Here is a 26891-nt window from a genome sequence, read left to right on the forward strand (position 1 = left end):
ATTTATGCTCCGATTTCTACCAAGTCAAAGCGATAATTTTCGATTACGGGGTTTGCTAGTAACTGTTCGCACATTTTATCTAATTGTTGCCGTGCGGAGTTTTCATCGGTTGACGAAAGCTTAAGCTCTATATACTTACCAATTCTTATCTGTTCTACTTGTTCGTAACCCATATGCTTCAATCCCGATTGTACTGCGGTTCCTGCAGGATCGAGTACGGAGGGGCGCAGAGTAATATAGATATTAGCTTGATACTGTCGATTCATAAGTAGCGGTGAGGAAGGCAACAAACGCTATCCTACCCCCAAAATGTAGGCAAGAGGAACACCATAACAAGTTGACAAATCTAAAATCTCTATGACAAAAATTTTCGCAACCAATTTATGAAAACTGAACGCACCCGCAGCCAAGAGCGAATTCTTAAACTCCTCAAAACTCTAAACCGAGCTATTTCTGCTCAAGATATTTATATAGAATTGCGTACAAGCCAAAATATAGGTTTAGCCACAATTTACCGCGCCTTGGAAGCTTTAAAACTCGAAGGTGTCGTCCAAGTGCGAACTCTCGCCTCTGGAGAATCACTTTATAGTTTGGTACAGCAAGATAAACATCATCTTACTTGTTTGCAGTGCGGACAGTCTATTTTAATTGATGAATGTCCCGTACATGAATTAGAAACTCAGTTACACAACTTTCATAAATTCAAGATTTTTTATCACACTCTAGAATTTTTTGGCTTGTGCCACCAATGCCAACTAATTCAAGCCGACCAGAAAAGTACATAGGATATTTCAATCATTACTATAGATAACAACCTAGACTTGGGAAATTATCCGCTATCTTCTAAATTAAATTTCTTAATGATTTGTAAAGATTGGTGTTTAGGAGTGCGAAAGTGTCTATTATTCTTAGTTACCGCTTCTGGCTTTTTAGAAGTAAAACGGCTGAATTCTTGTTCTATAAGGTTTTGATTAGAGGTGTTAAGTGTTTATTGTAGTAACCTGTAACTATAAAAATTATCAATGAACATCATTGATAAGACCAATAGCCACTTAAATTAGATAAGCAAAATTAATTAAACTAATTTTTAAATTAGCTAAATTAATAATTTACTTATAGAACTATTAAAGGTAAGCTGCTAATTATACTGATTCTTAAAGAAGCATTAATTTGTTTATCTTTAATGATTTGAAGTTACACGGGATAAGCGCAAATTTGTCCTAAAAATTTAATTTCTCTTAATCAACATAGAGTTAATACCGATGCAATTTTTTCTTCAAACCATCTGGTTTGTACCTTTGTATGCCTTAATGGGGGCAGTTTTAACTATACCTTGGTCGCCAGGAATCATCCGGCGCACGGGGCCAAGACCTGCGGGTTATATCAATTTATTGATGACATTTATTGGCTTTTCACATGGTATAATTGCTCTCCAAGCGACTTGGAATCAACCAGCGCAACAAATAATTATCCCTTGGCTGCAAGTTGCAAATTTAGATATTTCCTTACCTCTAGAAATCTCGCCGATTACTGTGGGCGCAATGGTGCTAGTAACAGGAATGAATCTACTGGCGCAGATTTACGCTGTTGGATATATGGAAATGGACTGGGGATGGGCGCGATTTTATTCGCTTTTAGCACTATTTGAGTGTGGTATATGTGCCTTAGCCCTGTGTAACTCTTTATTTTTTAGCTATGTAATTTTAGAAATACTGACTTTGGGAACTTATCTTTTAGTTGGGTTGTGGTTTAGTCAGCCTTTGGTAGTTACGGGGGCTAGAGATGCCTTTTTAACCAAACGGGTAGGCGACTTGGTGCTACTGATGGGCGTACTTGCCTTATTCTCTTTAACTGGAACCTGGAACTATTGGGAGTTAAGCGATTGGGCAGCTACAGCGCATCCAGACCCCAAGGTAATTACTTTAGTTACTTTGGCATTAATTGCCGGGCCAATGGGTAAATGCGCTCAATTTCCTTTGCATTTGTGGCTAGATGAAGCGATGGAAGGACCGCTTCCTAGTACGATATTACGCAATTCTGTAGTAGTGGCAACGGGTGCTTGGGTATTAATTAAATTAGAACCGATCTTAAGCTTATCCCCCATAACGATGTCTGCATTGGTGTTAATTGGGGCAGTAACGGCGGTGGGTGGTTCTTGCATTGCGATCGCCCAAATTGATGTCAAACGCGCTCTATCCTACTCAGTCAGCGCTTACATGGGCTTAGTATTTATCGCTGTTGGTACGGGACAAAATGATGCAGCGTTGTTGTTAGTTCTAACTCACGCCGTCGCAATGGGTTTGTTAGTTATGAGCGTAGGCGGCATTATCTGGAATAACATTACTCAAGATTTGACGCAAATGGGCGGGTTATGGTCGCGTCGTCCTATCTCGGCTTTAGCTTTTTTGGGGGGTACTGCGGCTTTAATTGGCTGTCCTCCTTTTGGTAGCTTTTGGGCGCTGTTGAATTTAGCCGATACTTTGTGGGCAGTTCAGCCTTGGCTAGTCGGACTTGTGTTACTTGTCAATGCTTTAACGGCTTTTAGTTTAGTGAGAATATTCTCGCTAATTTTTGGCGGTAAACCAAAACAGATGACAGTGCGATCGCCCGAAGCTTTATGGCTATTAGTATTACCCATGACCCTGTTACTGGGCTTTACACTGCATTTGCCTTTAGTTTTAGAAAGCGTAGCTTTGCTACCTAACTGGGTAAATCTGAACAAAGATGTAGCAATGCTCTTATTTTGGTCAAGCGTTTTTGGTTGCACTTTAAGCGGGGTAATTTATCTAGGGAATGCCTTACCCAAGCCCGTACAGCTACCGTCGAAAGCGTTGCAAAACTTGTTTGCTTATGACTTCTATACTCCCGATATTTATCGCTTCAGTATTGTATTTGCGGTAGATAGGGTTTCTAAAATTGTCGCTTGGGTTGACCGTTTTATCGTAGATGGCGCGGTGAACTTGGTGGGATTAGCTTCAATCTTGGGTGGAGAAAGCTTAAAGTACAGCACTTCAGGACAATCTCAGTTTTACGCACTGACAATTTTGATTGGGATTAGTATCATCGGCGCTTTCTTGAGTTTTCCTCACTGGTCAGCTTACAACAACGTTTTTAATTTTGGACTTTGATTAGTCCAAGTCAATAGTATAATCAGCAATTTATTAGGAACATAGAAAAGAGTGAACGTGAAAAAGTTAGGCAATATTTCCAGAAGAACAGCACTGAATTTTGGTGCAGGAGTTTTAGGGACAGGAATAGCTGTAGGAATGGGTTTGAAGTCGGATACACCAAGCGCAGTAGCAAGTAGTGACCCCACCACGCCCGATCAAACTATCCAAGCATTACTAGACGGAAATAAACGCTTTGTGCAAAGAAAGCGCACCAATCCGCGTCAAGATTTGAGGCGGTTAGCGGAAATAGCAAAAACTCAGAAACCCTTTGCAGCTATTCTTGGTTGTGCAGATTCTAGGGTTCCTTCAGAAATTATTTTCGATCAGGGATTTGGGGATCTATTTGTTTGCCGTGTTGCGGGTAATGTCGCTACTCCAGAAGAAATTGGTAGCCTTGAGTTTGGCACTTTAATCTTAGGCTCAAAAGTGATTATGGTTATGGGTCATAAACGCTGTGGTGCAGTAGCAGCAACAATTAAAGGCGGTCAAGTTCCCGGACAAATAGGTTCCTTACTAGCAGCGATTAAACCCGCCGTAGAAAAGTCCGCAGGACAAAAAGGCGATCACGTGGAGAATGCTTGTAAAGCGAATGTTTTAGTCCAAATCGAAAAATTAAAAACTTCTCCAGTGATTTCGCAGTTAATTACAGAGAAAAAACTCAAAATCGTTGGTGGTTATTACGATTTGGATACGGGAATAGTCAGTTTAGTTAGTTAGCGATCAAGAGGGAAATATATATTTCCCTCTCAAGCAACCAAGTTTTGACGAGCGGCGACTACTTAGAAGGAACGCAATTATTTTATGCTTAGTACCTTGATTTGGATACCTATATTAGGTGCAGCAATCATTGGCTTTTTGCCAGGAAATTTCTCTGCAACTCGGCTACGGTCAATTGCGCTGGCTATTTCCTTTGCTGTTTTTTTATGGACACTTTATTTAGCAACTTCTTTTAGCACTACTGAAATCGGCTACCAGTTTCAAGAGTTTTTACCTTGGATTGAAACCTTGGGCTTAGACTACAAACTAGGTGTTGATGGTTTATCTTTTCCGCTTATTGCTCTCAACGCTTTGCTAAGTTGGATTGCTATTTACAGTAGCAGTAAAACTGTAGAACGTCCTCGCCTGTATTACGCTTTGATTTTGCTTGTTAATTCGGGAATCGCTGGGGCGTTTGTTGCTCAAAATCTGCTTTTATTTTTCTTATTCTACGAATTTGAACTCATCCCGTTGTATTTATTAATTAACATTTGGGGGGGTTCTAAGCGCGGTTACGCAGCAACCAAGTTTCTGATCTATACTGCTTTTTCTGGCATTTTAATTCTGGCTGGCTTTTTAGGTACTACTTGGCTAAGTGGTTCAACTTCGTTTAATTATGACGCGCTGCATACTCAAGATTTGTCTTTGCAAAGCCAATTAATTTTGCTTACGGTACTGTTAATTGGTTTTGGGATTAAAATTCCTTTAGTTCCTCTACATACATGGTTGCCCGATGCGTATGTTGAAGCTTCGCCGCCTGTAGCCATTTTATTAGGCGGAATATTAGCAAAATTGGGAACTTATGGCTTGTTACGGTTTGGTTTAGGTTTATTTCCTCAAACTTGGACAATTGTAGCGCCAGGAATAGCGATTTTAGGAACTATAGGCGTACTGTATGGCTCGTTTAGTGCGATCGCTCAAAAAGATATAAAGCGCATGGTTGCCTACAGTTCCATCGGTCATATGGGCTATGTTCTTTTAGGTTCGGCTGCCGCTAATTCTTTAAGTTTAGTGGGGGTAGTTTCCCAAATGGTCGCTCACGGCTTAATTTTGGCGCTACTGTTTCACTTAGTCGGAGTTGTCGAAAACAAAGTTGGGACAAGGGATTTAGATGTTCTTAACGGCTTAATGAATCCTTTACGCGGTTTACCTGTAGTTAGCATTTTATTAGTTTATGCAGGGATGGCTAGTGCGGGTATCCCTGGAATGGTAGGTTTTATCTCAGAATTTATGGTGTTTCAAGGTAGCTACCCAGTCTTTCCTTTGTTAACTCTTTTATCGGTAGTAGGGACAGGCTTAACGGCGGTATATTTTGTAATTTTGCTCAATCGCACCTGTTTCGGCAAGTTAGACAACTACAACTCTTATTATCCACTGGTGTCGTGGTCTGAGCGCGTCCCAGCCTTTGTACTGGCTGCGCTCGTTTTAGTGTTGGGCGTACAACCCAATTGGCTAGTACGTTGGAGCGAAACCACTGCAACAACAATGGTTTCAACTCCTGCAAATACTCAATTGCAAGTCCAAACTCCCGCAACCGTAATACTTGGAACTTACACACAACAAATCCCCAAACCCTGAAAAAAGAATCTTTATTTTCCCCCCTTATTAAGGGGGGTTAGGGGGGATCGAAGTTATAAAAACTCCCGCTACTGTAATCCTTTCCAAAATTCCTAACTAAAACTATGACGATCGCAACCTCTACAAAACTTCCACCTTCAACCCATGAATTTGCTCCTGTCATTCACCGCTTAGAAGCAGGTGGCGCAATGCTACCAGATACGCCAGAAAACTTAATGCAGATTATCGGTTTGTACAAAGCCTATGCTGTACCAATGGATTTTTACTGGCGCGATTTACTTTATATCGCCGAGCGCGTATTTTTAAACCCCCTACCTGCATTCAAATACTTCTTACCTCAAGAGTATTTAGACTTACATAATCACTATGCGGGAGAAGATGCAGACTTAAGAATTTGGCAAAAAGGCGCAGCTACCGCTCATCCTGAACTATTGGCATTTATGGATAAAGGGGAAACTATCAAAATGCCTAAGTTATTGCATCATTTATGGCATGATCGCATTAACATGGAATTTGCCGAAGCCTGTATGCAAGCAATGCTATGGCATCGCGGGATGGGGGGAAAGTTTGAAGGTTACTTAGATACTCCTGAATATATTGCAGCGTGCGATCGCGCAATTAAGGCTTATTTCCAAGGCAACCCAGCTATGCTAGGGATGTATAAGCTATTCCCAGAAATGTTTATCGAGCAAGTGCGCCAACTATCTTACTACAGTAATTTGGGCTTGTTTTGGGAAGTAATGGCTCCAGTTTTCTTTGAAATGAGCGATTTGTATGACGAGGGTAAAATTACCAGCGTCCCCGAAGCAATGAATTTTCTTGTTAATGGCATATTTGCTGTTGCAGGTCGTCCAATTTACCATCATGTATATATTCGCGGGGAAATGTACGAAATTATCCCCAAATCTTGCGGCTTTACTTGGCTGTATGAAGCGGCATTACCTTATGTGGAGGCGGTTTTTTATCGTACTGCACCCTTTCGCGGTACAAAATCCTACAACGCGCAAGCTAAACAAGTACCCGCAGAGCAAAAAGATTTTCATTACGGCATTTTATACGCCGATGTGTTTCCAGTAGGGACGGCGGGGATTCCTCCAACATTACTAATGCAAGATATGCTGCACTTTTTGCCTCCTTATTTGGTGGAGTATTACAAAAACTACTGTCGCGGCGAACAGGATACGCTGATTCAATTGGGGGTTAGTTTCCAGCGCTCAATGTATTGCGTTACTTCGGCGGTAATTCAAGCTTTAAGAGCGGCGCTACTTTATCCTTTAGATGACTCTAATCCTAAGCACTTACAGGCAAATCGAGCTTTTTTTGAAGGTCAAATCGACAGGTTTAAGCGCCCGGAAGCTCGGTTAAGAGATATTCAAAGTCAGGATTATCGATGAGGATGAATATAGAGATCCCCCCTAGCTCCCCTTAAAAAAGGGGGGGAAATAAAAGAATAATAAAATCTTTTTTAAAACAGGGGATACTACAAAGCTTGGCTTATACAAATTGTAGCTATAAAAACCTACTTAAAGGGCGATCGCATCCTTTCCTGAAAAATCCTACTTAATCCTGATTTTCCCCCCTTATTAAGGGGGGATCTTCGCATCATTTCATAAACTATCTTTGGTGAAAATAATGTCTGATATTGTAGATATTGCTGTTAGTGCTGGTTCTTTTACAACTTTAGTAACGGCAGTACAACTAGCAAACTTAGTCGAAACTCTCAAAAGTCCTGGCCCTTTTACGGTTTTTGCTCCCAACGACGATGCTTTTGCCAAACTCCCGCCGGGAACTGTACATACTTTAGTCCAAAATATTCCTCAACTATCAAGGATTCTGACTTTTCATGTCGTACCTGGTAAATTGATGCAAGCTGATTTAGCAAAGCTTGGAACTGTAATCTCGGTTGAAGGTTCGCCTATTTCTATAGATTGCTCTGATGGGTTTGAAGTCAAAAATGCTACAGTAATCGCCGCCGATATTGAGGCGGATAATGGGGTAATTCACGTCATTGATACAGTAATTTTGATGGGTTAAGTTTTGATGGGAGTAAGCTAAAAGAGGAGGCGATCGCACTTTAGTTATAGAAGTTTTCTACACGAAGCAGCGATCGCACTATCACCCGTTAAGCGAGTTGCACTTTTAGAACTTCTGGCAGTTAATTAGGCAGCCGACGACTATGTTAATACATAGTTAGAGAAGCTAAACTTTTTGGCTGCCTTACTTCTAACTGAATCAACGCTAATAAAAAGGGAGGCTTTATGAAGGTATTACAACTAGACTCAAGCTTTGATATAGCTAAAACAAGGGATAAAATTGAGCAGACTTGGCAGAAGCTTGAAGTCCTCATTAACTCAGAAGATTCTAGCTCACTTGTGATGCAACAATTCAGAAAAAAGGTGGCTCAAATCAATCAAATTCTGTTTGAGCTTAACGCAGAAGACAAGATCAATCCTGATATATTGCTACAAAAATCAAAAAATCTGGAAAAAATTGGCAGCCTTCTGCTTCAAGCGGCAAGCCAATATCAAGAATCTTTCTCTGAGGTTTTATTTCTAGAAGTTAAACACTGGGGACTATGGTTTCAAGGTACTGCAAAGGAGTATGAAATTCATGCACTTGCAAAACAATCGTTGTACCCATCAGAACAACAACTAATTCAGTACATTGAACTAATAACATATTTTGTTGAGCATTACTGGGAAACCCATCCAGAGAAGATTTTTGAACGAAAAGAATTTGCTTTGCAACTAATCGAAGCTAATAATTCAAGCATATCAAATAAGTCAAGTAGATTTAGAGAAGTAAGTCAAAAATTTATCGAAACTACTATATCAGCAGCAGAAAAAGTAAAGCTTAAAGAAACCGCAAGTGCTTCAGTCAGTGTAAAACAGGTTTTAAACTGGGTAATAAATTCTCCTGGCTGGCAAGGCGACGATCTTGAATTTTGTCTCGATATTATTGAAAGTAGTAGGATTCAAACAGAGTTTTGACAATATATTTACTGGATACAAATCACTGTAGCCGTATTATTAGCAAAGATATACAAATCATCAATCGACTTACCAATCTCAATCAAGATGATATTCTCGTAACAAGTGTTATCGTTTGCGGTGAATTGATGTATGGGGCTGAAAATTCCACACGAAAGAGCGAAAATTTACTAATCGTACACTCTTTCATTACGACAATGAATATTATTGGGATGATAAAGAAATTTTTGAAACTTATGCTTTAATCAAAGCAAAGATATTTAATAGATTCGCTCCGAAAGAAAAGAGTCTGCGAAGAAAATATAGGCTTGAACATTTGGGATTTACAGACAACGATTTGTGGATTGTAGCTACAGGAATCTGCCACAGTGCTACTATTGTGTCACAAGACAACGACTTGAAAAGAATGCTTGAAGTGATTAATTTCCCTCTAGAGTGTTGGATTTAATCAAGCTACCTCATCTAAATAGCATAGGACTTTATCGATACAGTGATTTTGATGGGCTAAGGCTGCTGCAAGCCATTTTCTGGCTTGACTTCCGAGACAATGTTTCGCATTCCTTCCAACGCGGCGGGAATGCTGCGCGGATCGATAAACATAACTTTGCTACTGTCGCTGCTACCTATTTTCATTCCCATTTCTAGATAATGCTGTGCAAGTAAAAATTGCAAGGCTTCGCGAGCCTTAGGCTCGGTTTTCAAGGTTTGGGAAATAATTTGCAAGGCTTCGGCGGTAGCTTGCGCTTTCAATACTTGCTGTTGGCGTTCTGCTTGAGCTTGGAGAACGATAGTTTTTTGTTGAGCTTCCGCTTGCAAAATTGTCGATTTTTGCCGCGCTTCTGCGTCTAAAAGTTGCGCTTCAGCTTTACCTCTAGCACTATTAACAGCAGATTCGCGATCGCCTTCGGAGGTTAAAATAGAAGAACGTTTGCGTCTTTCGGCGGACATTTGCAATTCCATCGATTCTTGAACGGCTTTAGACGGAATCAAATCGCGCAATTCTACCCTTGTTACCTTTACGCCCCAAGGTTCGGTTGATATATCTAATTCTTGTAGCAGAAGCTCACTTATTTGACTTCGGGCGGTAAAAGTTTGGTCTAATTCTAATTGTCCCATTTCGGCGCGGATTTGGGTTAGTACCAAGTTCACCATTGCAGATTTAAGATTTTCTACTTTGTAATAGGATCTTTCCATATCAACAATGCGCCAATAAACCACCGCATCAACAGTAATTGAGACGTTATCGCGGGTAATACATTGCTGCGGGGGAATATCTAAGACTTTTTCTCGGATGGTTTCTCGATAAACAACCTTATCGATAAAAGGCGCAACAAAGTTTAGTCCTGGAGAAAGTTTTTTGTTGTAGCTACCCAAGCGTTCTACCAAAGCTTCGTTACTTTGATTGATTACTTTTACTGTACCCGCTAAAGCCGAGCCACCCAATGCTAAAAATATTAATAAAAAAAACTGTTCCATTTTTAAGCCTATTTTAGGAATCTAAGACATTTTCGGGAAGAACAATTAAAAGCGTTCCTTCTCGTCTGACTACATACACTTTTTCGGAGGGTGCGATCGCATTTTCTTTGTCTTCACACCGCGCCCGCCATGAATTGCCTTCGTATATTACCCTTCCTTCTTTTCCTGGAGCAATTGCTGTTAAAGTTTCGGCGACTACCGCATCTTGAATCGAGCGGCTTTTTTTAGCTTTAGGTACAAACCGCCGCGATAGCAAAATAAAACTTGTCGATAGTCCTAACCACAAAATAACTTGTAAACTTAATTGAGGAATCAGCACCGATACTAGTGCCACGATTAAGGCACTAATTCCCATCATAAAGGCAACAAAAGCCGTCGGTAGGAACAGTTCTAACAAACATAAAACGGCTCCAGCTATCAGCCATACCAATGTATAAGTTATCAACATTTTGCCATTGGTTTTAAAAAATACTTACTTCGTGGCTCAGTCTGAGTCTATTTTAGCCCTGAAGTTTCTACTGGCAAGATTTACTTACAAAAGTAGACGGATGACATTCTTATGCAAAAATAGAAAGATTGTTTGGCAAGCACTTTTACTGAAAACTGGCTGCTATTGCAGATTTCTGGAGAACTACTAGGTTACAGGTTTATGAAAGTTGGCGATAAAGTTCGGATTACTGAATCAATCATTGTTTACCATCACCCAGAGCATCGTAGTCAAGCGTTCGATCTCAAAGGCTCCGAGGGGGAAGTTATCGCTGTTGTTACCGAATGGCATGGTAGACCTGTAAGTGCTAATTTGCCTATTTACGTCCAGTTTACTAAAAAATTTAAGGCGCATTTACGAGAAGATGAATTAGAAGTAGTATCCTAGCGCCGTTTAAAACGGAACCAACCCAAGATATTTAGTTCGCCGCGCATTTGCTCTAGTTCTTGACGATGCCTTTGGGCTGTGGTATGATACCAGGCACAATAAATCTTTCTATCGTCGCGGATTTTTACTTCTTGGTAAAATTCCCTAGTGGAAGAAATGGCGGCGAAAGTTTCTTGAATAATTGGCGATAAAGTGGCGGGAATAATCTGTTGGAGTTCTTCAGGCATAATTGCACAAGTGGTATTGTTGCAATTATAGAACTTGCTCTAAAGGTTCTTAGGCTTTTGGCGCAAACCGCCCGAAGCGTTAATATGTATTTGAAGCTAACAAACGCTCTGAAGCAAGATTTTAAGCAATGGCATCAGAACAAGCAGTTAAAGAATATCTTGCTTACTGGTTTCAATTAGGCAAAAAAGTAGTCATTGGCGATCGCACTGAAGCTGTAATACCGCAACAGATTATGCAGGGTGAAAGCTACAGCAAAGAATTTGAAAACTGTTGGCTGCAAATCACCTCTCCTAATGTAAGTGATAGTTATTTAGAAGGCACTCTCGAAACCATTAGCGAACTATTGACCGAAAATTGGCAAATTAGTCCCTGCGCTCGGTGTACAATGCCTGTACCCCGTCTAGAGATGGGCATAGCGTTGTTACTTTGTCCCTGCACCGATTTAAGTAATTGGCCCAACACCGAATTACCACAACCGCGATTGCCAGTGAATAGTCAAGCAAAGTTAACAGCTATATGCGATCGCCTAGAAAATCGGACGTTGGGAAGTTAGCGATCGTCAACTAGCTCTAGTTCTCTGCGTCTAGGGACTTCGTAGCTAAAAAAGTCGTAAGCCATTTTGGTATTAGGGAAAATAGTACGGGCTTCGGCTAATAAGTCTTTAAATTCGATCGGATTACCCGGAGCGTAACGCGGACTGAAGTGAGTCATAATCAACTGCTTTACTCCCGCCGCCAAAGCCGTCTGTGCTGCCATTGTTGAAGTCGAATGCAAGCGCTGGAAAGCAAGATCGGCATCTCTATGAGCAAAAGTTGCTTCATGAATGAGTAAATCCGCATCCACCGCCAAAGATACAGCATTGTCACAAAAAACCGTATCCGTACAGTAAGCAATCTTTCGTCCTACCTCTGTTTCACCGCACAAATCTTTACCGTTAATAGTTCGACCATCCAGCAAAGTTACGGTTTCCCCACGTTTGAGTTGTCCGTAAACTCTCCCTGGGGGAATTTCTAGAGCTTTAGCTTTATCAATATCGAAGCGTCCAGAACGATCTTTTTCGGTTACGCGGTAGCCAAAAGTAGTAACACGATGGGTAAGCAAGTCGCAAATGACTGTAAATTCGTCATCTTCGTAAACTATCCCCGGTTGCACGGTATGAACTTGAACGGGGTAAGAAAAATGAGTTCCAGAATAACGCCGACAAGCAGCGAGATATTCGTTAAGGTTAGGGGGGCCATAAATATCAACGCGGCTGGTATTACCTGCCAAACCACAGGTAGCCAAAAGCCCCATTAAACCAAAAATGTGATCGCCGTGTAGATGAGTAACAAAAATCCGCGTTAGTTGACTAATTTTTAAGTCACTACGCATAACTTGATGCTGGGTTCCTTCCCCACAGTCAAACAACCACAACTCGCCCCTTTGGGGTAAACGTAAAGCCACACTGGAAACATTACGCGAACGAGTGGGTACGCCGGAACTTGTTCCTAAAAATGTAATCTGCACTTAATGTTAGTCAACCTTATTTGCGATCGCTTTTTCTATGGTGGCACGGGATGTATATTGAGGAGCAGGACGAAACTTTTATTTAACTACTGCTTTCCTATTATTTGATGATTTAACGAAAAATAGCTAATTTATTAGTTTAATTGGAATTTACTAATAACACTCTTAATTGGAGCAAAATCTGCATGAATTTTCGCCTATTATTAGCTCAATTCACTAAACGTCCTTGGTTGCTAACTATGCTGCTGTGGATGGCTTTAGTTGTACCAGCGCAAGGAGCGGTACAGTTAAGAGTTGCCGTAGAAAAGGGTGTCAATCGGCTCAAAGTTGGCAGTTCAACCAATGCCATAGTTAAGGATGCTTCGGGGCGAAAACTAGGCGATATTGCGGCAATGAATGCCTTTTATGCAACCCCCAGCGAGGGCGGAGTTGCGGTAGATACAATGCGCGCAGGGGCAGTGTGGATCGAACCGTTGGCGGGAGGTTATGTTTATATAGGCGACTTTTGGTATCGGGGCGAAGTTTTAGTAATTCCTTCAAACAAAGGCTTAACGGCAATTAATTATGTCGATTTAGAACAATACCTCTACAGCGTCCTAGGCAGCGAAATGAGTGCCAGTTGGCCCTTAGAAGCGCTCAAAGCTCAAGCAGTAGCAGCCCGTACCTATGCTATTTACAAGCAGCAAAAGGAACGCAATGCTTTTTATGATCTCAGCAATACTCAAGCATCTCAAGTTTATAAAGGTGTCGCTAAGGAATTTAGTAGCACCCAGACGGCAGTAAATGCTACGGCAGGACAGGTATTAACTTACGATAATCAGTTAATCTTGTCAGTTTTTCATGCGTGTTCGGGCGGACGTACAGAAAATGTTGAGGATGTATGGTCTGAAGCCTTACCTTATCTGCGTGGCGTTCAAGATTACGATCAAGATGTAACTCAATGTCAGTGGGTGAAAAGCTTTTCACCAGGGGAGCTAAATAAGCGGATTTCAGGGGTAGGGAATGTAGTTTCAATTACCCCAACCCTGACTACTAACGGCAGCATTAAGTCAATGAAAATTGTGGGAACGAGCGGTACGCGAGAGTTAAAAGGAGAAGCAGTACGCAACGCTTTAGGCTTAAAAAGTACCCGTTTTACCATTACTCAAGAACCCACAGGTTTACGCTTTGATGGGCGTGGTTGGGGTCATGGCTTAGGGTTGAGTCAGTGGGGGGCGTACAATTTAGCGGCGCGAGGCATCAATTACAGGCAGATTTTGGGGCATTACTACAGTGGGACTAAACTTAGTACGATTAAAGCTAAGTAATTGGTCATTGGTCATTAGTCATTGGTCATTGGAAACTGCTTAATTACCCATTACCCATTACCCATTACCCATTACCCATTACCTAATGCCCATTACCCATTACCCATTACCTAATGCCCAGATTCTCTTAATCGGCGCTGCCATTCCGCGTCAATTTGGTCTGAATTTTCAGCTTCTTGGTCTAGTAAATCGGTTTCGGTGGTGTAAGTTAAATCCTCGTTAGTAATTACGTTTTGGGCGGCAAATTGACGGGCGTAGGCAATTTTTTGTTTTACGGTAGAGTCAGCTAACTGTAAGCTTCGCTCTTGACGTTGGGCATTGCGATCGCCTATTTTGTTATTGCGCCGCTTCAACCAAAAATAACGTACCAAAGGAACGCCTAAAAACGCCGCTCCATACCCCAGTAGCAACCAATAAATAGCCTGGACAAAGCCTACAAGTCCCCCGGCGGCAATATCTGCAAGCAAACTACCTAAAAATAATGCTCCGCCTAAATTCAGCACTCCTAACCCAATACTTAGCCCTAATTGTCCTGAACTTGCGGCGCTAAAGCGTTGGGGTAATTCTTGTAAGTAAGGTGGTATGGCTAATAGCTGCTGTCGCCTTGAAGCGTAAGATTGCAACTCAGGAAATACATAGACAATATTTCCTTCAGGGCTAACGGTTGGTTGCCCGTTAAACCTAGTTAGCACAGGCAGCATATAGTCTTCGTATTCTTGAGCGTACCCTGAGCCAATATCGTCTAAATAGGGCGCTATCTGCTCTCCTACCACCGCACCGCGATTAGTGCGAATTACGGCGGCGATTTCTTTCTGGCGGCGTTCTTCTAAGTCTGCGTTGGGATTGCCATCGCCAAATAGAAACGAGAAAATTGCCTCAAAAAAGTTTAACTGATTTTCTTCCTCTCGCCGCTCTTGATATCGCCTGTCATAGTCTGGAGAGAATACCCCAAACCAATTAGGGCCAATCCAGAAGTAAGGCATAAAAAACGAACTACCACCGCCATAACCGCGATCGCTATTATCATCATCGCTGCTTTGATTGATTGCAGTCAAAAGCACAAAAATAGTGACAATAATTAGAGCAATAGAAGCAAGTAATAAAACTCCAAAAGATATACGAATCAAGTAAAACAATACCCGCCAAACTTTTTTCCACCACTCTTGCAGCCGCAATCGCAAAAACTTGTTTCGCAAAACCGCCCGTAAGTTTTTGGGAAATAGATAAACAATTTCCCCAGTTTCGGCTACTTGCAAGTGTCCACCAACATCGGTTGCTAAAGCGAGTAGTCCTTGTTGGGCTAAATTTACATTAAATCCTGCCTGGGTCGCTACATCGCCCACAGTGACGCGATAACCCAGTTGTTCCACAGCCTCCATGATGGCGGGATTTGGAGCCATGCCCTTCCCTCAAGTAAAATTATTTTATCTATCTCTAGTATAAAGTTCTATTTGTTTGGCGTTAGCTCTAGCTGGGGCGCAAATCCGTACTTCTTTTATCACCAACTTTAAGTTGAGTGGAGTTTGTGAATATTTTGTTCCCAGTTTGCGCCATCAAGTAGTCATAAGTAATTAGCGAGGATTGCGGAGTTTTTCTAGCTTAGAAACACGAACTTGCAATTTATTTACTTGATCTTTGGTTTCAATTGCTAAAGTTGCCAGATTGTCAAACATTTGTTCTCGGCTCAATTGTGGCTGTTTGCGTCCCGAATTTCTTGGCAATGGAGAAGGAGATACTGGGGTTTTTCCTCTACCTAGTTGGCTAATTTGAGCTTCTAGACGATTTAGCCGCGATTCTAGTCTAGAAATATCTGCTTGTAGATTGAACTGCGATTGTTGGGAAAATGCAGCATTATTTAACCCATACCAGCTAATTATTACCAAAATTGTTGTAGAACAAAGTAGTAAAATTTTTTTGTACATCGTTAGTCTGGTTGTAAAGATGCAAATAATTGTTGCCAATTGTTAGATGGATTAGGACTTTCAACGGCTTTTACTTCAAAGGTGACGTTACTTGCTTGGGGTTGGGATAATGATTCAATGCAAAGAAGTGCGATCGCATCTCTGCTAACTTTCCCTCTAATATTGTCTCCTTGTTCAAATACTAATTCTTGAACGCCAGTTTCCTCAGTCAACGCGCAAGGTCTGATAATTGTATAAGGAATTTTACTCTCTCTTAAACTATCTTCCCCGCGCAATTTCCAAGTCAGAATACCTCCCAATTGCTCGTTCATTCTCACGGCGGGGGGTTCTTCTGCAAGGTTGATACCGGGGCGATTGGGACGAGTTACACCCGCCGAACTAATTAGTACAAATTGTGGCAAGGTTTCACCACCGTAAGCTTTAATCGATTCTACTTGCAAAGCAAAATGACCTGGCATAAAGTTGGGATTTAATTCGCCGTCGTACTCAAACTTACTTAGCATTAATTGCAAAGAGCAAATATTTTGAGTATTGATTAATTCCTTACTATCTAAGGTTTTAGCCCGAAATACTGGAACTAATTGGTTAAAAGGAATCCGCACATCTATCCAACTATTATCTACAGTATCGAAGGAGTGGCAATAAGCTACACCATCCCACTTTGACTCGGTACGCGCTAGAAACTTGTAACGTTGACCATCGCCTTTAACGCGCAGTTCTATACCTTCATAGGTAGATAAATCAAGGGGGAGAGCTATATTTTTAGTTCTTACAGAAGCAAAACCACCAGAGTTTTGAGTAGATACATTGCCTGTAAATACTGCCATATTATCAATAAATTTGATTTCGCTTTCGCTGACCCCGCCCATTACTACATCATCTACTGCGCCCCAAATCTCTTTTAAATCTGCGGAGGGATTATTAAAGTCAAATATAAGTTGGTCTGTAGATTTATTGAGATACTTCGCCGCTTGGACGAGATTTTTTACTCCCAGATAATCCACATTTTCCGGGGTATCGCCAACAATTTCCGGCTGATAGAATTTAATTCCTTGATTGTACTTTGCCCGATCTGGCGTATCTCCTTCTACAGGCTGCACTTTGACTGACGTACAACAAATTACTGCACTTACTTTTGCCATTAATTGTGGAGTTAAGGTTTCGGGCTTGGTAATGTCCCCTTCGATTAATTCTACATTTTGGGGCAATAGGGATTTTGCGCGATCGCAATTTCTCACCAAACACCGTACTTGATAACCGCGATCAACTAATATTTGTACTACACGCTTACCAACCCCACCCGTCGCCCCTGCTACTAAAACGATTCCCATACTTTTACCAATAGACCTATCCTTATTATCGTTACCTAAAAACAATCGTTGCAGGCAGCCAATAAACGGAATAATGTCAAAGTAAGCTAGAGTTTTTACAAATCTACCGATATCCCACGAGGGATTTTTTTGATTCATAGCCATAGTTTAAAATTAAGCGATGGAACAGGAAGATATAGAAACGATTAACACTGGAAATCTTTTAATTGTCGATCTAGATGGAACAGTGCGATCGCCTCGTTCTGACAACAAGTTTATCGAACATCCGGGAGATCAAAAAATTATCCCAGGGGCGGAAGGCGCGATCGCCTATTTTGCAAGTGTTGGCTGGAAAATAGTAGCTGTAACCAATCAAGCGGGAGTCGCGGCGGGTAAAAAATCCCTAACTAGCTGTGTCAAAGAACAACAGCAAACAATGGTTTTACTCCCAGAAATTGAAGAAGTTTACTTTTGCCCAGATTTTGCCGGAAAAAAATGTTTCTGCGTCACACCAAAAGAAGTACGCGACTATAACAAACATCAGCTATCGGGAACCTTTCGCAAACCAAACCCCGGAATGCTATTGCTAGTAATGGAAATACATAATGCAGGCAAAACTATTTTTGTAGGCGATCGCCCCGAAGATAAACAAGCCGCAAATTCTGCCAAAATCAAGTTTCAACAAGCCGAAAACTGGCGTAGAACCTATGGCGATTCCTGAAATGAAATTGTTTTATCGGCGATTTCCAATCTGTTTACTGCAAATACTCCCCCCACTATGCTGCAATTTCAACCTCCTAACTTCGTCCAACAAGCCGTAGATACATCTTTAGGGAAAATGGTCTACTACAGCCCCGTAACCTCCTTAGAACGGCAATTACCCCCATTGATATTTCTACATAGTTTTGGCGGTGGGGCTTCTGCTTACGAATGGTCTAAAGTTTACCCAGCGTTTACTAATAATTATCGCGTTATTGCGCCAGATTTAATTGGTTGGGGAGAATCGGATCATCCAGTGCGCGATTATGGAATTGACGATTACCTCACGACTATTGCTGAATTTATATCCCAAGTTTGTAGGCTACCCGCGATCGTTGTCGCTTCTTCTCTAACTGCGGCTTTAACTATTCGCCTCGCAATTGATCGCCCAGATTTATTTAAAGCTTTAGTTTTAGTTTCTCCATCGGGGTTTGATGATTTCGGACAAGGTGCGGGGCGTAGAATACCATTACAAGTTATCAATACACCGCTAATAGATCGCTTAATCTACACTTTGGGCGCTGAAAATGAAATTGCTGTGCGGAACTTCCTCGAACGATTTTTATTTGCCAATCCCCGCCGCATTTCTCCAGAAATAGTCCAAGCTTATCTTGCTTCCGCCCAACAGCCCAACGCCATTTATGCCGCTTTAGCTTTTTTACGGGGCGATCTTTACTTTGACTTGTCTTTATATATTCAACGCTTAACTACACCTACCTTCATGCTGTGGGGAGAATCAGCACAGTTTACAGATATTAAATTGGGGCGGCGTTTGACACAACTAAATCCGTCATCCATTAAGCTCCAAAGCATTTTTGGCGCAGGTGTATTGCCTCATCTAGAAATGCCAGAAGTAGTAATTGGTTTATTAGAATTTTATTTAAGTAATATCACTTAAATAAGACTATTTATCGCTACTAAAGCAACTTATTATTTTAAATTTCGTCTTCTGACATGGGGGGCAGTTTATGCTTAAATTTGTCCTTAAACTACTATAGTTGCAATTTTGAACCATTAAATAAATACCTCTATATAAGTAGACAAAATAGGAACAATATACACTTTAATGAATCTAAGTAATTAAGAAAACAGTTAATAAACTTCTTAAAAGGAATCTGTACTAATGGCTATTTTTTCAAATCGCTTGCAAGCAAGAACCGCCGGAATCATGGCGATCGCCCTTAGCGCTGGTAGTATTGCCCCAGCAATTATGGCTGCGCCTTCCTTTGCTCAAAACACAACTTTCAACGATGTATCTAGCAATTACTGGGCAAGTTCTTTCATTGGTGAACTTTCAAGACGCGATATTATTGCCGGGTTTCCTGATGGTACTTTCCGCCCCGATCAAAACGTAACCCGCGCTCAGTTTGCGGCAATTGTCCGTAAAGCCTTTGAAAAAAACCCTGAACGCAACGTGATCAATTTTACTGATGTGCCAGCAAACTATTGGGCATCTAGTGCAATTGAAGAAGCCTATAGAACAGGCTTTCTTTCCGGCTATCCAGGAAATCGTTTTCAACCAGAACAAAATATTCCCCGCGAACAAGTTTTAGTATCTTTGGCTAGTGGTTTAGATTACAACTCAAACAATTCAAATACTCTGAGCCAATACTACAACGACGATAACAGCATCTCTAGTTATGCTCGTAATCCGATTGCAGCAGCAACAGAAAGGGCAATTGTTGTTAACTATCCCAACGTTAAATTTCTTAACCCCACGCGCACAGCAACCCGCGCTGAGGTAGCAGCCTTTATCTACCAAGCTTTGGTAGAGTCGGGGCAAGTATCGGCAATTAATTCAGCTTACGTTGTCGGACAAGCCCAAACCACTACTCCCACCACACCCCAAGCGATCACAATCCCTTCAGGAACTACTATTCCGGTCAAGTACGACCAAGCCGAGCGGATTTTGGTCACAAAAGACGAAACGGCTCCGTTGACGCTGACAGTAGCCCAAAACGTTGTCACCAGTGGAGGCACAATTTTAATGCCCGCAGGTAGCAAAGTAGTTGGCGAGTTGCGCCCAGCCCAAGGGGGTTCGCAATTTTACGCTAAGGAATTGGTATTGTCTGGCGGTCAGAGGTACGATATTAGCGCCACTTCGGAAGTAATTACAAAAACTGAGCGTATCCGCAAAGGGATTAATGTCGGTAATGTAGTTAAAGATGCGGCTTTGGGTGCTGCGGCTGCGGCGGCAATTTCTGCCGTCACAGGCGATCGCGCGATCGCTACGGAGGAAGTTTTAGGCGGTGCGGGTGTTGGTACTTTAGTCGGCGTATTCTTGGGTAGAAATAGTGTTGATTTAATCGCCATCGATCCCGATACCGATTTGCCCCTAACCTTGACTTCAAATTTGGCGCTCAACCGCTAAAGTAAAGGCAACCAGACAATAAACTCTGTTCCTAGACCATTTTGTGCAGGGCTGAAAACTTCAATTTCACCCTGCATTTGTTCTACCAATTCCAGGGCGATCGCAAGACCCAATCCTGTACCCGGAATTGCCGAATTTTCCTGTACTCCTCGATAATGTCGCTCGAATACTTTTTCTAAATCATTGGGGGGAATTCCTCCCCCAGTATCGCTAACGGCTACGCCTTGAAAGCTAGGGCGCGTAAGCCCAGCACAAATCTTAATTTGCCCTCCTTCGGGGGTGTATTTCAAAGCATTATCAATCAAATTGCTCAATACTTCCCGCAATGCCCTTTCGTCAGCTTTAACGGCGACTAAATTTGCCGGGATTTCTGCGTATAATTGTAAATTTCTCTCCAGCGCGATTGCTTTTGCTGATTCTACTAGGGGCGCTAATATAGCTCCTACAAATAATTGGTTGCTACTGGCGGCGGGTAACAAAGGCAGGAGTTTTAGCTTGGATGTTAAAGCTTTCTGTGGTTCTAAATCGTCTATCGTCAAATCTATAGCTTGATCAAATTGTTTGAGAAATTCTTGCAGGCGATCGCTTTCACGAATAATATTATCAGCTACAGCCCTATTTGCGTCTTCGGGTGTAAAGCGTTTGAGCAATAACTTGCCAAAGGTTCGCAATGCCGTTAACGGGTTGCGGAATTGGTGCAATAAGTTATCTAATAAGTCTCTTTGCTGCTGCTGTAAATTTTGCTGTTTGTTTAGTTGTTGCTCTACCCATTCTCTGCGCCGATCAATTGAATGGGCGATCGCTAAAGTTTGAGCAATAGTTTCAATTTCTTTACGCTCGGTTTCATTCCAGGGGCGATCTTCTCTCCCCGTTACTAGCAATCCCGTCAACAGCCCTTCATACACTAAAGGCAATACCATTTGTCTAGTCAGGCTTAAGGGCTGCATCGGTGTTTTGTCTTGCCAGAATTCTCTTGCAGGCAAGGGTACAGGGGTAGGCGCGTTATTTGGGAGAATTTTTGGCGTATTCTCCCCCGCCTCTTGCAATAACATACCTCCTTTGGCGGCTTTTGCTTTTTGCCAAGCGGCTAAATCAGGATAAGCAAATACGGGAATTAACTTAGCTTGGCTGCTTTCTTTTTCTTCCAATTCCTCAGTTAAATACACGATGCTCCATACCGCTCCCAATCTCTGGGTGAGCATAGCAACTTGGACTTGACATAAAGCAACAAAATCAGCACTGGTCAGCATTCTTCACATACTAAAACTTATTTGGCTTGCCCACACTACCGGGATTGCCTCATATTAACAAGGGAACTTAGCTATTAGCTGTTTCCAGCGCCGATGGAATTTTTTTGCCGCAATCCCATTGTCTAACTTTATTCTTAACTCGCATCTTTAACTATTGTTAACTTTATTAAACAAACTCTTAACTTTAAACCAGTTTTTAACCATATTTTGATGACTTTGTATCAAATGCTTAATATAACTTGATTTTAAAAATTCAGAAAGATATACTGACGAGTAAATTGTAGCCATAACTACAATATTTGCTCGTTTAAAGAGGAGGACAAAGAGTTGGCAAGAAGACGGAAACGGAAAAGTCGTCGTCGTCAAGAGGGTCGCCGAATCCTGGAACACGTACCTCAATTTAGCATCGAAAGTGGGGAAGATAAGCCTGTAACCGCCGCCAGAAAATATATTCAAGCGGAGGGTATCTTACCGCCAGCCCTGCTACTTGTCAAACGGAACGAACACACGACTGATCGTTACTTTTGGGCAGAAAAAGGGTTGTTTGGGGCGCAGTACGTTGAAGAGAATCATTTTTTGTTTCCTAGTCTGCGGTTTTTAGAAAATCCTACAGAAAAGGAATTAGTTACCATCCGCAAGTAAAGGCGATGTTAATAAATTAAGTGGTATTAATCGGCTATAAATCCTTTAAGATATTGATTTTGAGGTTTTTTATCGAAAGTACCAGGGTGTGAAAATTAATTTTAGGCGAATTGTGACCCTACTCAAACAACTAGGTTTGGGTGGGGTAATTTTTTGCTGAATAAATGATTACTCGCGCTCGCTCGCCTCTGTGAAGGGGATAGCTTGGCGTAGTTCAAGAATTTCATCGCGGTGGGCTTTAACCCAAATTGACACATCCTGATCGCCTGAAGGTTGCAACTTTAAAGATACCTGTTCTGTACGACCAGCTTTTCTCCAGTAAAAAATCCCTGCTATGGGGGAAGCAAGTAGTAACAACAGCAAGACTTTACCCAAACTGGGAAACAAGGTTGACAGCGCCAAAATCAAGCTAAAAATACCAGCACTGGCAAGGATTGTCAGCAGAATTGCTAGAAAAATACTAGGTCTAACTAAACCCGTAAAAGTAACAGAGTTATTTTCTTGATTTAGACTTTCAACGCGATAGGCGCGGCGGTCAAAATACTCTTGTAGTTGAGCCATTAGGGCGGCTTCCGGTTGCTGAGAGATTAATTCTACTTGCTCGGTACGATCTTTAGCAGAGGCGCGAATAAAGAAAAACAAGCCTGTTGCTAACACCAAAGTCAAGACAAAAAGTGAGGGAATAGTTGCAGTATTCACGGCTTAAGGGTTAAAACTCATACCAACTTCTTTATTATTGGCTACCCAGGGTTAGTAGTGATATATTCTCGCCAAAGACGAGCCAAGTCTTGAGATTGAGTTTGCCATTGGGGATTAATTTGGTACATTCTCCTCGGACGACCGCGTCCTTGAACTTTTTTCCAATAACCAGCGATCGCTTTTTCGTCTTCTAGAAATTTAATGGCACTATACAAAACTGTGTCAGACAGCCGATAGCCAGGATGCTGGGTTTCTAATAGAGCAATAAGCTCTGTACCATAGGATTCTTTTTCGACTAAAACGGAAAGAACATAACATACTGCTAGTTCTTGACCTAAATAAGTTGGAGGACGATGGCGAAAAAACTCATAGATATGCTCAAGGTTCATGTGTCGCTCTCCTAGTAAAGTTTTGATAGACGTAGGATTGTGATTAGCTTCTTTGCAGTGGCTTGAGACAGGATAATAAAGGGAGTATAAAAAAATCCAGTAAACTTTATTTTTCTCGGATTGTCAATTAACCTCTTAAATACTTATATAATTGTGAATTTTTGTAGACATTATGGGTGTAAATATTTCAAAACAACAAAGTTGAGGGCTTTGGGTGACTACCGTTGCTGGCGTAATTTTGCGGATAAATAACTAGATCAAGGGAACTTTTGAGATAATTAGAGTCCTAAGCTGCTAAAAAGTAGATTTGAGGCAATCTTAAACGGTTTATTGAGGTTTGTCTGCCAAAATCATAAAATTGCTTCTGTAAGCTAAGATGCGATAGCGCCAGCGCGCTCGCAGAGCTTCGCACTTAAAGACGTGCTAAATCAAAAATTATAGTGAATTGCTCAAATATAAAGGTATAGATTTATAGCACCCATAGGGAATTATTTATTGTGGAAAAGTCAGAATTAAAATCTCCTCCCGTCGCCCTCCAGCAAATAGCTGTGGCGTTTCGTTTAGCTGGCTGGGCTAGTTTTTGGGTGCAATTGGTATTGGGGGTCGTTTCTACCTTAGTGTTAATATTTGCCAGCCTAGGGCGAGATATAGCTACTCAAGGGCAAAGAAGTACGGGAACTGGGATTGGGATAGTTTTTGCTGTAAGTGGAATTATTACTTTAGGAATTGGCGGTTATATAGCGTTTCGTTATACCCGGATTGGTAGACGCTTACAATCGACTAATTCTAGTAATCGTCCGCGCAAAGCTGATACAGTTCAAATTTTGCGCTTAGGGTTAATTGTTAATTTGGTAGGAACATTACTCACTATTTTAGGGGCGCAGGCGATCGCCGGAATTTTGTTATTGCGCTCTTTATCTTTACCTCAAGGTTTTGGCGCGGCTATTTACAACCCCCAACAAGTTATCCGCCCAGTAGATATTTTTGTAGTCCAGGCAAATACTAATACTGTTGCGGCTCATTTTGCCGGACTTATAGCAACGCTATTTTTACTCAATCGCGTTACTAAATGAACCAAAAAAGATATTATATGTTGAACTATGGGCAGAAAAATTAGGTAATAATCCGTGCTGGATATTAAACAAATTAGAGAACATCCTCAAACGGTGCTTGAATTACTAAATCGTCGTGGCGAGTACGATTTAGAGCCGATTTTGCAGTTAGACAAGCAGATGCGAGAACTGGAGGCAAAAAAATCGCACCTCCAAGCCCGGAGTAATGAAATTGGTAAGTTAGTCGGGCAAAAAATGCAAGCTAATCCTCAAGATGAGGAAATTGCAGCTTTAAGAAGTGAAGGTAACGAAGTTAAAACCCAAGTGGGCGAATTAGAACCCCAAGAGCGGGAATTGATTGAGCAACTAAAAACCCTACTTTTAGCTTTGCCAAACTTGCCTAGCGCCGCTACACCAATAGGAAGAAGTGAAGCTGAGAATATTGAAGTCCGCCGATGGGGAGATGAATTTATCCCCCAAAACCCGGATATTTTGCCCCATTGGGAAATTGGCGAAAAACTAGGAATATTTAATTTTGAGAGGTCGGCAAAAGTTGCCCAAAGTCGGTTTGTGACGCTATTAGGAGCGGGTGCAGCTTTGGAAAGGGCATTAATTCAATTTATGCTAGAGCGCCATATTGGGGTGGGGTACATAGAGGCGATGCCACCAGTATTAATTAATACGCAATCCCTCACAGCAGCAGGACAATTGCCCAAGTTTGCGGAAGAAAGCTTTAAATGTGCAGAAGATGATTTATGGCTAAGTCCAACGGCAGAAGTGCCGATTACAAACTTGTATCGAGAGGAGATTTTAGCGGTCGAAAACTTACCAATTTATCATTGTGCGTATACGCCTTGTTTTCGCCGAGAAGCTGGCTCTTACGGGCGCGATACACGGGGTTTAATTCGCCTGCATCAATTTAATAAAGTTGAATTAGTTAAATTTGTTCATCCTAATAATTCTGAAGATGAGCATCAAAAATTAGTCCAAGATGCAGAAGCTATTTTACAAGCCTTGCAGTTACCTTATCGAGTTTTAGAGCTATGCACTGGCGATATGGGGTTTTCGGCGGCGAGGTGCTACGACTTGGAAGTATGGCTACCATCGGCAGGGAAATATCGAGAAATTTCTAGCTGTTCTAACTGTACAGATTTTCAAGCACGTAGAGGGCAAATCCGCTTTAAGGAAGCGGGGAAAAAAGGTACGCAGTTCATTCATACCCTAAATGGTTCGGGATTAGCTGTAGGGCGGACAATGGCGGCAATTTTAGAAAATTACCAGCAGCCCGATGGGACGGTGAAAATACCAGAGGTATTACAAACTTATCTCAAACGCGAAGTCTTATAACTGTCCTAGCTGGGAAGTTAGGTTTTTTGTGCCATAGTGATGACCGTTGAAGATCAAGTCAATAATAAAATACGGTTTTGTCAGTCTTAAGAGCTTTGGCTTAAGTTCATGCTTATATCGCTCACGTTCGCTTCCTGTCATTTTTTGCAGCCCAAGCCTTATTGAAACAAAACCTTGCTTTTTACCTGTTTTATACATACCCTGACGAGATAAGTACACCAACTAATAATTCCTAGCAACTTAGAGCCATCTTCAATTAAATCTGCCAAATTAGGTTTTAGTAGGTGAAAAGCCTGCTGGAACAAGTCGATGAAAATTGACAAACCAAAAAAGCTGAGAGCTAAGAGCAAAAGCAGAAATTCTGTTTTTAAAATTATCTTTCTAAATGTCACCAGGTAAGTTAGCAGTGTTGGTACATAACCGGCATAAAATAATTTTTCAGAAATATTCAAGTAATCTGGAAAGACACTTTCGTGTATCAAGAAAAAATCGTCGAATAGAAGAATAATCGTTAAAACGCCGGAGAACAAGAAAAAAGAGGCAAACTTGGTGTTTTTAACAACTCCTCGGAAGACTATAAAGCTAAACAAGCAAATAGCGGCAGAGGAACACCACAGCAAAATACCAAGGTTTGAGAGTAAGCCAATATAAAATGGTACCCCCATTATCGCTGACGGGTCACGAGTGAAATACGATATTGGTATCCCAGCTAGTTGACTTGCAAGGGTTAGAGCTAGTAGTGCGACTATTGCTGGTATATAAATATACGCCAGTAATGGGTTCAGAGGTTTTACTTGGCAGTGCCAGAGTGATTTCACGTGCATAATGATCGACTTGCTTTTACTGCAACTCACATCTTTAACTCAATTCAGTATTTATCATTAGATTAAGTAAATATTAACATAAGGTTAATTGCATAAGTAGCACTGCAATGTTTCTTTTTATACAATTGCCGCAAGAGAGAAACCTTAGAATTAGACTGGATACGATAAGATAACTTCCATCTCTCGCTTCTTACCCATAACAGCATCGTAAAAAGTAGCAACTACTTCCAGCGATCGGATTTGATTGCTTGTTTAAAAAGCGCGTCACGCCTTGCTATTGAACTGACCACCTAAATTGCCAAGAAAATTATAATTAGTATGCCCCGATTTACCGCTAGCTATTTTTAATGCGGGTTAATGCGATCGCACTATTATAAAAACCTACTCTTAATTCCTCTTCCTTTACCCCGTGCAAGGCGACATCAGCGTAGAATTGAAGAA

28 protein-coding genes are annotated in these 26891 nt (G+C 41.4%); 16 read left to right on the plus strand and 12 right to left on the minus strand.

Annotated elements, in window-relative coordinates:
- Nucleotides 1–2: 2 nt before the first annotated feature.
- Complete coding sequence (purS, locus tag C7B70_RS12370; protein ID WP_106369345.1) at nt 3–266, minus strand: phosphoribosylformylglycinamidine synthase subunit PurS; 264 nt, start codon at nt 264–266, stop codon at nt 3–5.
- A 117-nt stretch (nt 267–383) separates the two neighbouring features.
- On the opposite strand from purS, the gene C7B70_RS12375 reads away from it, so the two are divergent.
- The 7 genes from C7B70_RS12375 (at nt 384) to C7B70_RS12405 (ending at nt 8494) form a co-directional block, all read left to right on the plus strand.
- Nucleotides 384–785 (plus strand): Fur family transcriptional regulator, encoded by a 402-nt coding sequence (locus tag C7B70_RS12375; RefSeq protein WP_106369346.1) that lies wholly within the window; start codon nt 384–386, stop codon nt 783–785.
- A gap of 477 nt (nt 786–1262) precedes the next feature.
- On the plus strand, nt 1263–3128 hold the full coding sequence (locus tag C7B70_RS12380) for an NAD(P)H-quinone oxidoreductase subunit F (protein WP_106369347.1): 1866 nt from the start codon (nt 1263–1265) through the stop codon (nt 3126–3128).
- A gap of 51 nt (nt 3129–3179) precedes the next feature.
- The gene (locus tag C7B70_RS12385) at nt 3180–3887 is read left to right on the plus strand and encodes a carbonic anhydrase (RefSeq protein WP_233220916.1); all 708 of its coding nucleotides are present in this window, start codon (nt 3180–3182) and stop codon (nt 3885–3887) included.
- Nucleotides 3888–3971: 84 nt separating this feature from the next.
- Nucleotides 3972–5504, plus strand: a complete 1533-nt coding sequence (locus C7B70_RS12390) for an NADH-quinone oxidoreductase subunit M (protein ID WP_106369348.1) — start codon at nt 3972–3974, stop codon at nt 5502–5504.
- Between the two features lie 104 nt (nt 5505–5608).
- A complete protein-coding gene (locus tag C7B70_RS12395; RefSeq protein WP_106369349.1) occupies nt 5609–6898 on the plus strand; it encodes a CO2 hydration protein in 1290 nt (429 codons plus the stop codon).
- A 238-nt stretch (nt 6899–7136) separates the two neighbouring features.
- Nucleotides 7137–7538: a fasciclin domain-containing protein gene (locus tag C7B70_RS12400; protein ID WP_106369350.1), complete on the plus strand. Its 402-nt coding sequence runs from the start codon at nt 7137–7139 to the stop codon at nt 7536–7538.
- A gap of 224 nt (nt 7539–7762) precedes the next feature.
- On the plus strand, nt 7763–8494 hold the full coding sequence (locus C7B70_RS12405; protein ID WP_106369351.1) for a hypothetical protein: 732 nt from the start codon (nt 7763–7765) through the stop codon (nt 8492–8494).
- Nucleotides 8495–8998: 504 nt separating this feature from the next.
- Here C7B70_RS12405 and C7B70_RS12415 read toward each other — a convergent pair.
- Both C7B70_RS12415 and C7B70_RS12420 read right to left on the minus strand, forming a co-directional pair.
- The gene (locus tag C7B70_RS12415; RefSeq protein ID WP_106369353.1) at nt 8999–9970 is read right to left on the minus strand and encodes an SPFH domain-containing protein; all 972 of its coding nucleotides are present in this window, start codon (nt 9968–9970) and stop codon (nt 8999–9001) included.
- Between the two features lie 13 nt (nt 9971–9983).
- A complete protein-coding gene (locus tag C7B70_RS12420) occupies nt 9984–10418 on the minus strand; it encodes an NfeD family protein (RefSeq protein WP_106369354.1) in 435 nt (144 codons plus the stop codon).
- 201 nt (nt 10419–10619) lie between these two features.
- Here C7B70_RS12420 and C7B70_RS12425 point away from each other — a divergent pair, with 201 nt between their 5' ends.
- Nucleotides 10620–10844: a ferredoxin-thioredoxin reductase variable chain gene (locus C7B70_RS12425; protein WP_106369392.1), complete on the plus strand. Its 225-nt coding sequence runs from the start codon at nt 10620–10622 to the stop codon at nt 10842–10844.
- On the opposite strand, the gene C7B70_RS12430 is transcribed toward C7B70_RS12425, so the two are convergent.
- A complete protein-coding gene (locus tag C7B70_RS12430; protein WP_106369355.1) occupies nt 10841–11071 on the minus strand; it encodes a hypothetical protein in 231 nt (76 codons plus the stop codon). The genes C7B70_RS12425 and C7B70_RS12430 overlap by 4 nt on opposite strands.
- Nucleotides 11072–11199: 128 nt before the next feature.
- Between C7B70_RS12430 and C7B70_RS12435 the strand changes: the two genes are divergently transcribed.
- Nucleotides 11200–11625 carry a hypothetical protein gene (locus C7B70_RS12435; protein WP_106369356.1) on the plus strand — a complete coding sequence of 142 codons (426 nt, stop codon included), beginning with the start codon at nt 11200–11202 and terminating at the stop codon, nt 11623–11625.
- Here the strand turns inward: C7B70_RS12435 and C7B70_RS12440 are convergent.
- Complete coding sequence (locus tag C7B70_RS12440; RefSeq protein WP_106369357.1) at nt 11622–12578, minus strand: ribonuclease Z; 957 nt, start codon at nt 12576–12578, stop codon at nt 11622–11624. The genes C7B70_RS12435 and C7B70_RS12440 overlap by 4 nt on opposite strands.
- Nucleotides 12579–12763: 185 nt before the next feature.
- Here C7B70_RS12440 and C7B70_RS12445 point away from each other — a divergent pair, with 185 nt between their 5' ends.
- Nucleotides 12764–13885 (plus strand): SpoIID/LytB domain-containing protein, encoded by a 1122-nt coding sequence (locus C7B70_RS12445; protein ID WP_106369358.1) that lies wholly within the window; start codon nt 12764–12766, stop codon nt 13883–13885.
- A 110-nt stretch (nt 13886–13995) separates the two neighbouring features.
- Here C7B70_RS12445 and C7B70_RS12450 read toward each other — a convergent pair whose 3' ends face one another.
- From C7B70_RS12450 to C7B70_RS12460, 3 genes are all read right to left on the minus strand, one after another.
- Nucleotides 13996–15285, minus strand: coding sequence for a hypothetical protein (locus C7B70_RS12450; protein WP_106369359.1), 1290 nt, complete (start codon nt 15283–15285; stop codon nt 13996–13998).
- A gap of 171 nt (nt 15286–15456) precedes the next feature.
- Complete coding sequence (locus tag C7B70_RS12455) at nt 15457–15807, minus strand: hypothetical protein (protein WP_106369360.1); 351 nt, start codon at nt 15805–15807, stop codon at nt 15457–15459.
- Nucleotides 15808–15809: 2 nt separating this feature from the next.
- Nucleotides 15810–17276, minus strand: coding sequence for a CIA30 family protein (locus C7B70_RS12460; RefSeq protein ID WP_106369361.1), 1467 nt, complete (start codon nt 17274–17276; stop codon nt 15810–15812).
- Between the two features lie 22 nt (nt 17277–17298).
- On the opposite strand from C7B70_RS12460, the gene C7B70_RS12465 reads away from it, so the two are divergent.
- The 3 genes from C7B70_RS12465 (at nt 17299) to C7B70_RS12475 (ending at nt 20247) form a co-directional block, all read left to right on the plus strand.
- Nucleotides 17299–17838: an HAD-IIIA family hydrolase gene (locus C7B70_RS12465; protein WP_106369362.1), complete on the plus strand. Its 540-nt coding sequence runs from the start codon at nt 17299–17301 to the stop codon at nt 17836–17838.
- A 57-nt stretch (nt 17839–17895) separates the two neighbouring features.
- Nucleotides 17896–18774 carry an alpha/beta fold hydrolase gene (locus tag C7B70_RS12470; protein ID WP_106369363.1) on the plus strand — a complete coding sequence of 293 codons (879 nt, stop codon included), beginning with the start codon at nt 17896–17898 and terminating at the stop codon, nt 18772–18774.
- Nucleotides 18775–18999: 225 nt separating this feature from the next.
- Complete coding sequence (locus C7B70_RS12475) at nt 19000–20247, plus strand: S-layer homology domain-containing protein (protein ID WP_199192230.1); 1248 nt, start codon at nt 19000–19002, stop codon at nt 20245–20247.
- Here the strand turns inward: C7B70_RS12475 and C7B70_RS12480 are convergent.
- On the minus strand, nt 20244–21497 hold the full coding sequence (locus C7B70_RS12480; RefSeq protein ID WP_106369364.1) for an ATP-binding protein: 1254 nt from the start codon (nt 21495–21497) through the stop codon (nt 20244–20246). The two genes, C7B70_RS12475 and C7B70_RS12480, sit on opposite strands and share 4 nt — an antisense overlap.
- Nucleotides 21498–21824: 327 nt before the next feature.
- On the opposite strand from C7B70_RS12480, the gene C7B70_RS12485 reads away from it, so the two are divergent.
- Nucleotides 21825–22139 (plus strand): DUF3155 domain-containing protein, encoded by a 315-nt coding sequence (locus tag C7B70_RS12485; RefSeq protein ID WP_106369365.1) that lies wholly within the window; start codon nt 21825–21827, stop codon nt 22137–22139.
- Between the two features lie 168 nt (nt 22140–22307).
- On the opposite strand, the gene C7B70_RS12490 is transcribed toward C7B70_RS12485, so the two are convergent.
- Nucleotides 22308–22838, minus strand: coding sequence for a cofactor assembly of complex C subunit B (locus C7B70_RS12490; protein ID WP_106369366.1), 531 nt, complete (start codon nt 22836–22838; stop codon nt 22308–22310).
- A 41-nt stretch (nt 22839–22879) separates the two neighbouring features.
- The gene (locus C7B70_RS12495; RefSeq protein ID WP_106369367.1) at nt 22880–23227 is read right to left on the minus strand and encodes a PadR family transcriptional regulator; all 348 of its coding nucleotides are present in this window, start codon (nt 23225–23227) and stop codon (nt 22880–22882) included.
- A gap of 497 nt (nt 23228–23724) precedes the next feature.
- On the opposite strand from C7B70_RS12495, the gene C7B70_RS12500 reads away from it, so the two are divergent.
- Nucleotides 23725–24300, plus strand: a complete 576-nt coding sequence (locus tag C7B70_RS12500) for a DUF3611 family protein (protein ID WP_106369368.1) — start codon at nt 23725–23727, stop codon at nt 24298–24300.
- A gap of 54 nt (nt 24301–24354) precedes the next feature.
- Entirely contained in the window at nt 24355–25626 is a 1272-nt protein-coding gene (serS, locus tag C7B70_RS12505; protein ID WP_106369369.1) for a serine--tRNA ligase, read from the plus strand.
- A gap of 158 nt (nt 25627–25784) precedes the next feature.
- On the opposite strand, the gene C7B70_RS12515 is transcribed toward serS, so the two are convergent.
- On the minus strand, nt 25785–26450 hold the full coding sequence (locus tag C7B70_RS12515) for a hypothetical protein (protein ID WP_199192231.1): 666 nt from the start codon (nt 26448–26450) through the stop codon (nt 25785–25787).
- Between the last annotated feature and the right edge of the window lie 441 nt (nt 26451–26891).

Origin of the sequence: Chlorogloea sp. CCALA 695, from assembly GCF_003003885.1 — a bacterium.
GTDB lineage: Bacteria > Cyanobacteriota > Cyanobacteriia > Cyanobacteriales > Chroococcidiopsidaceae > Aliterella.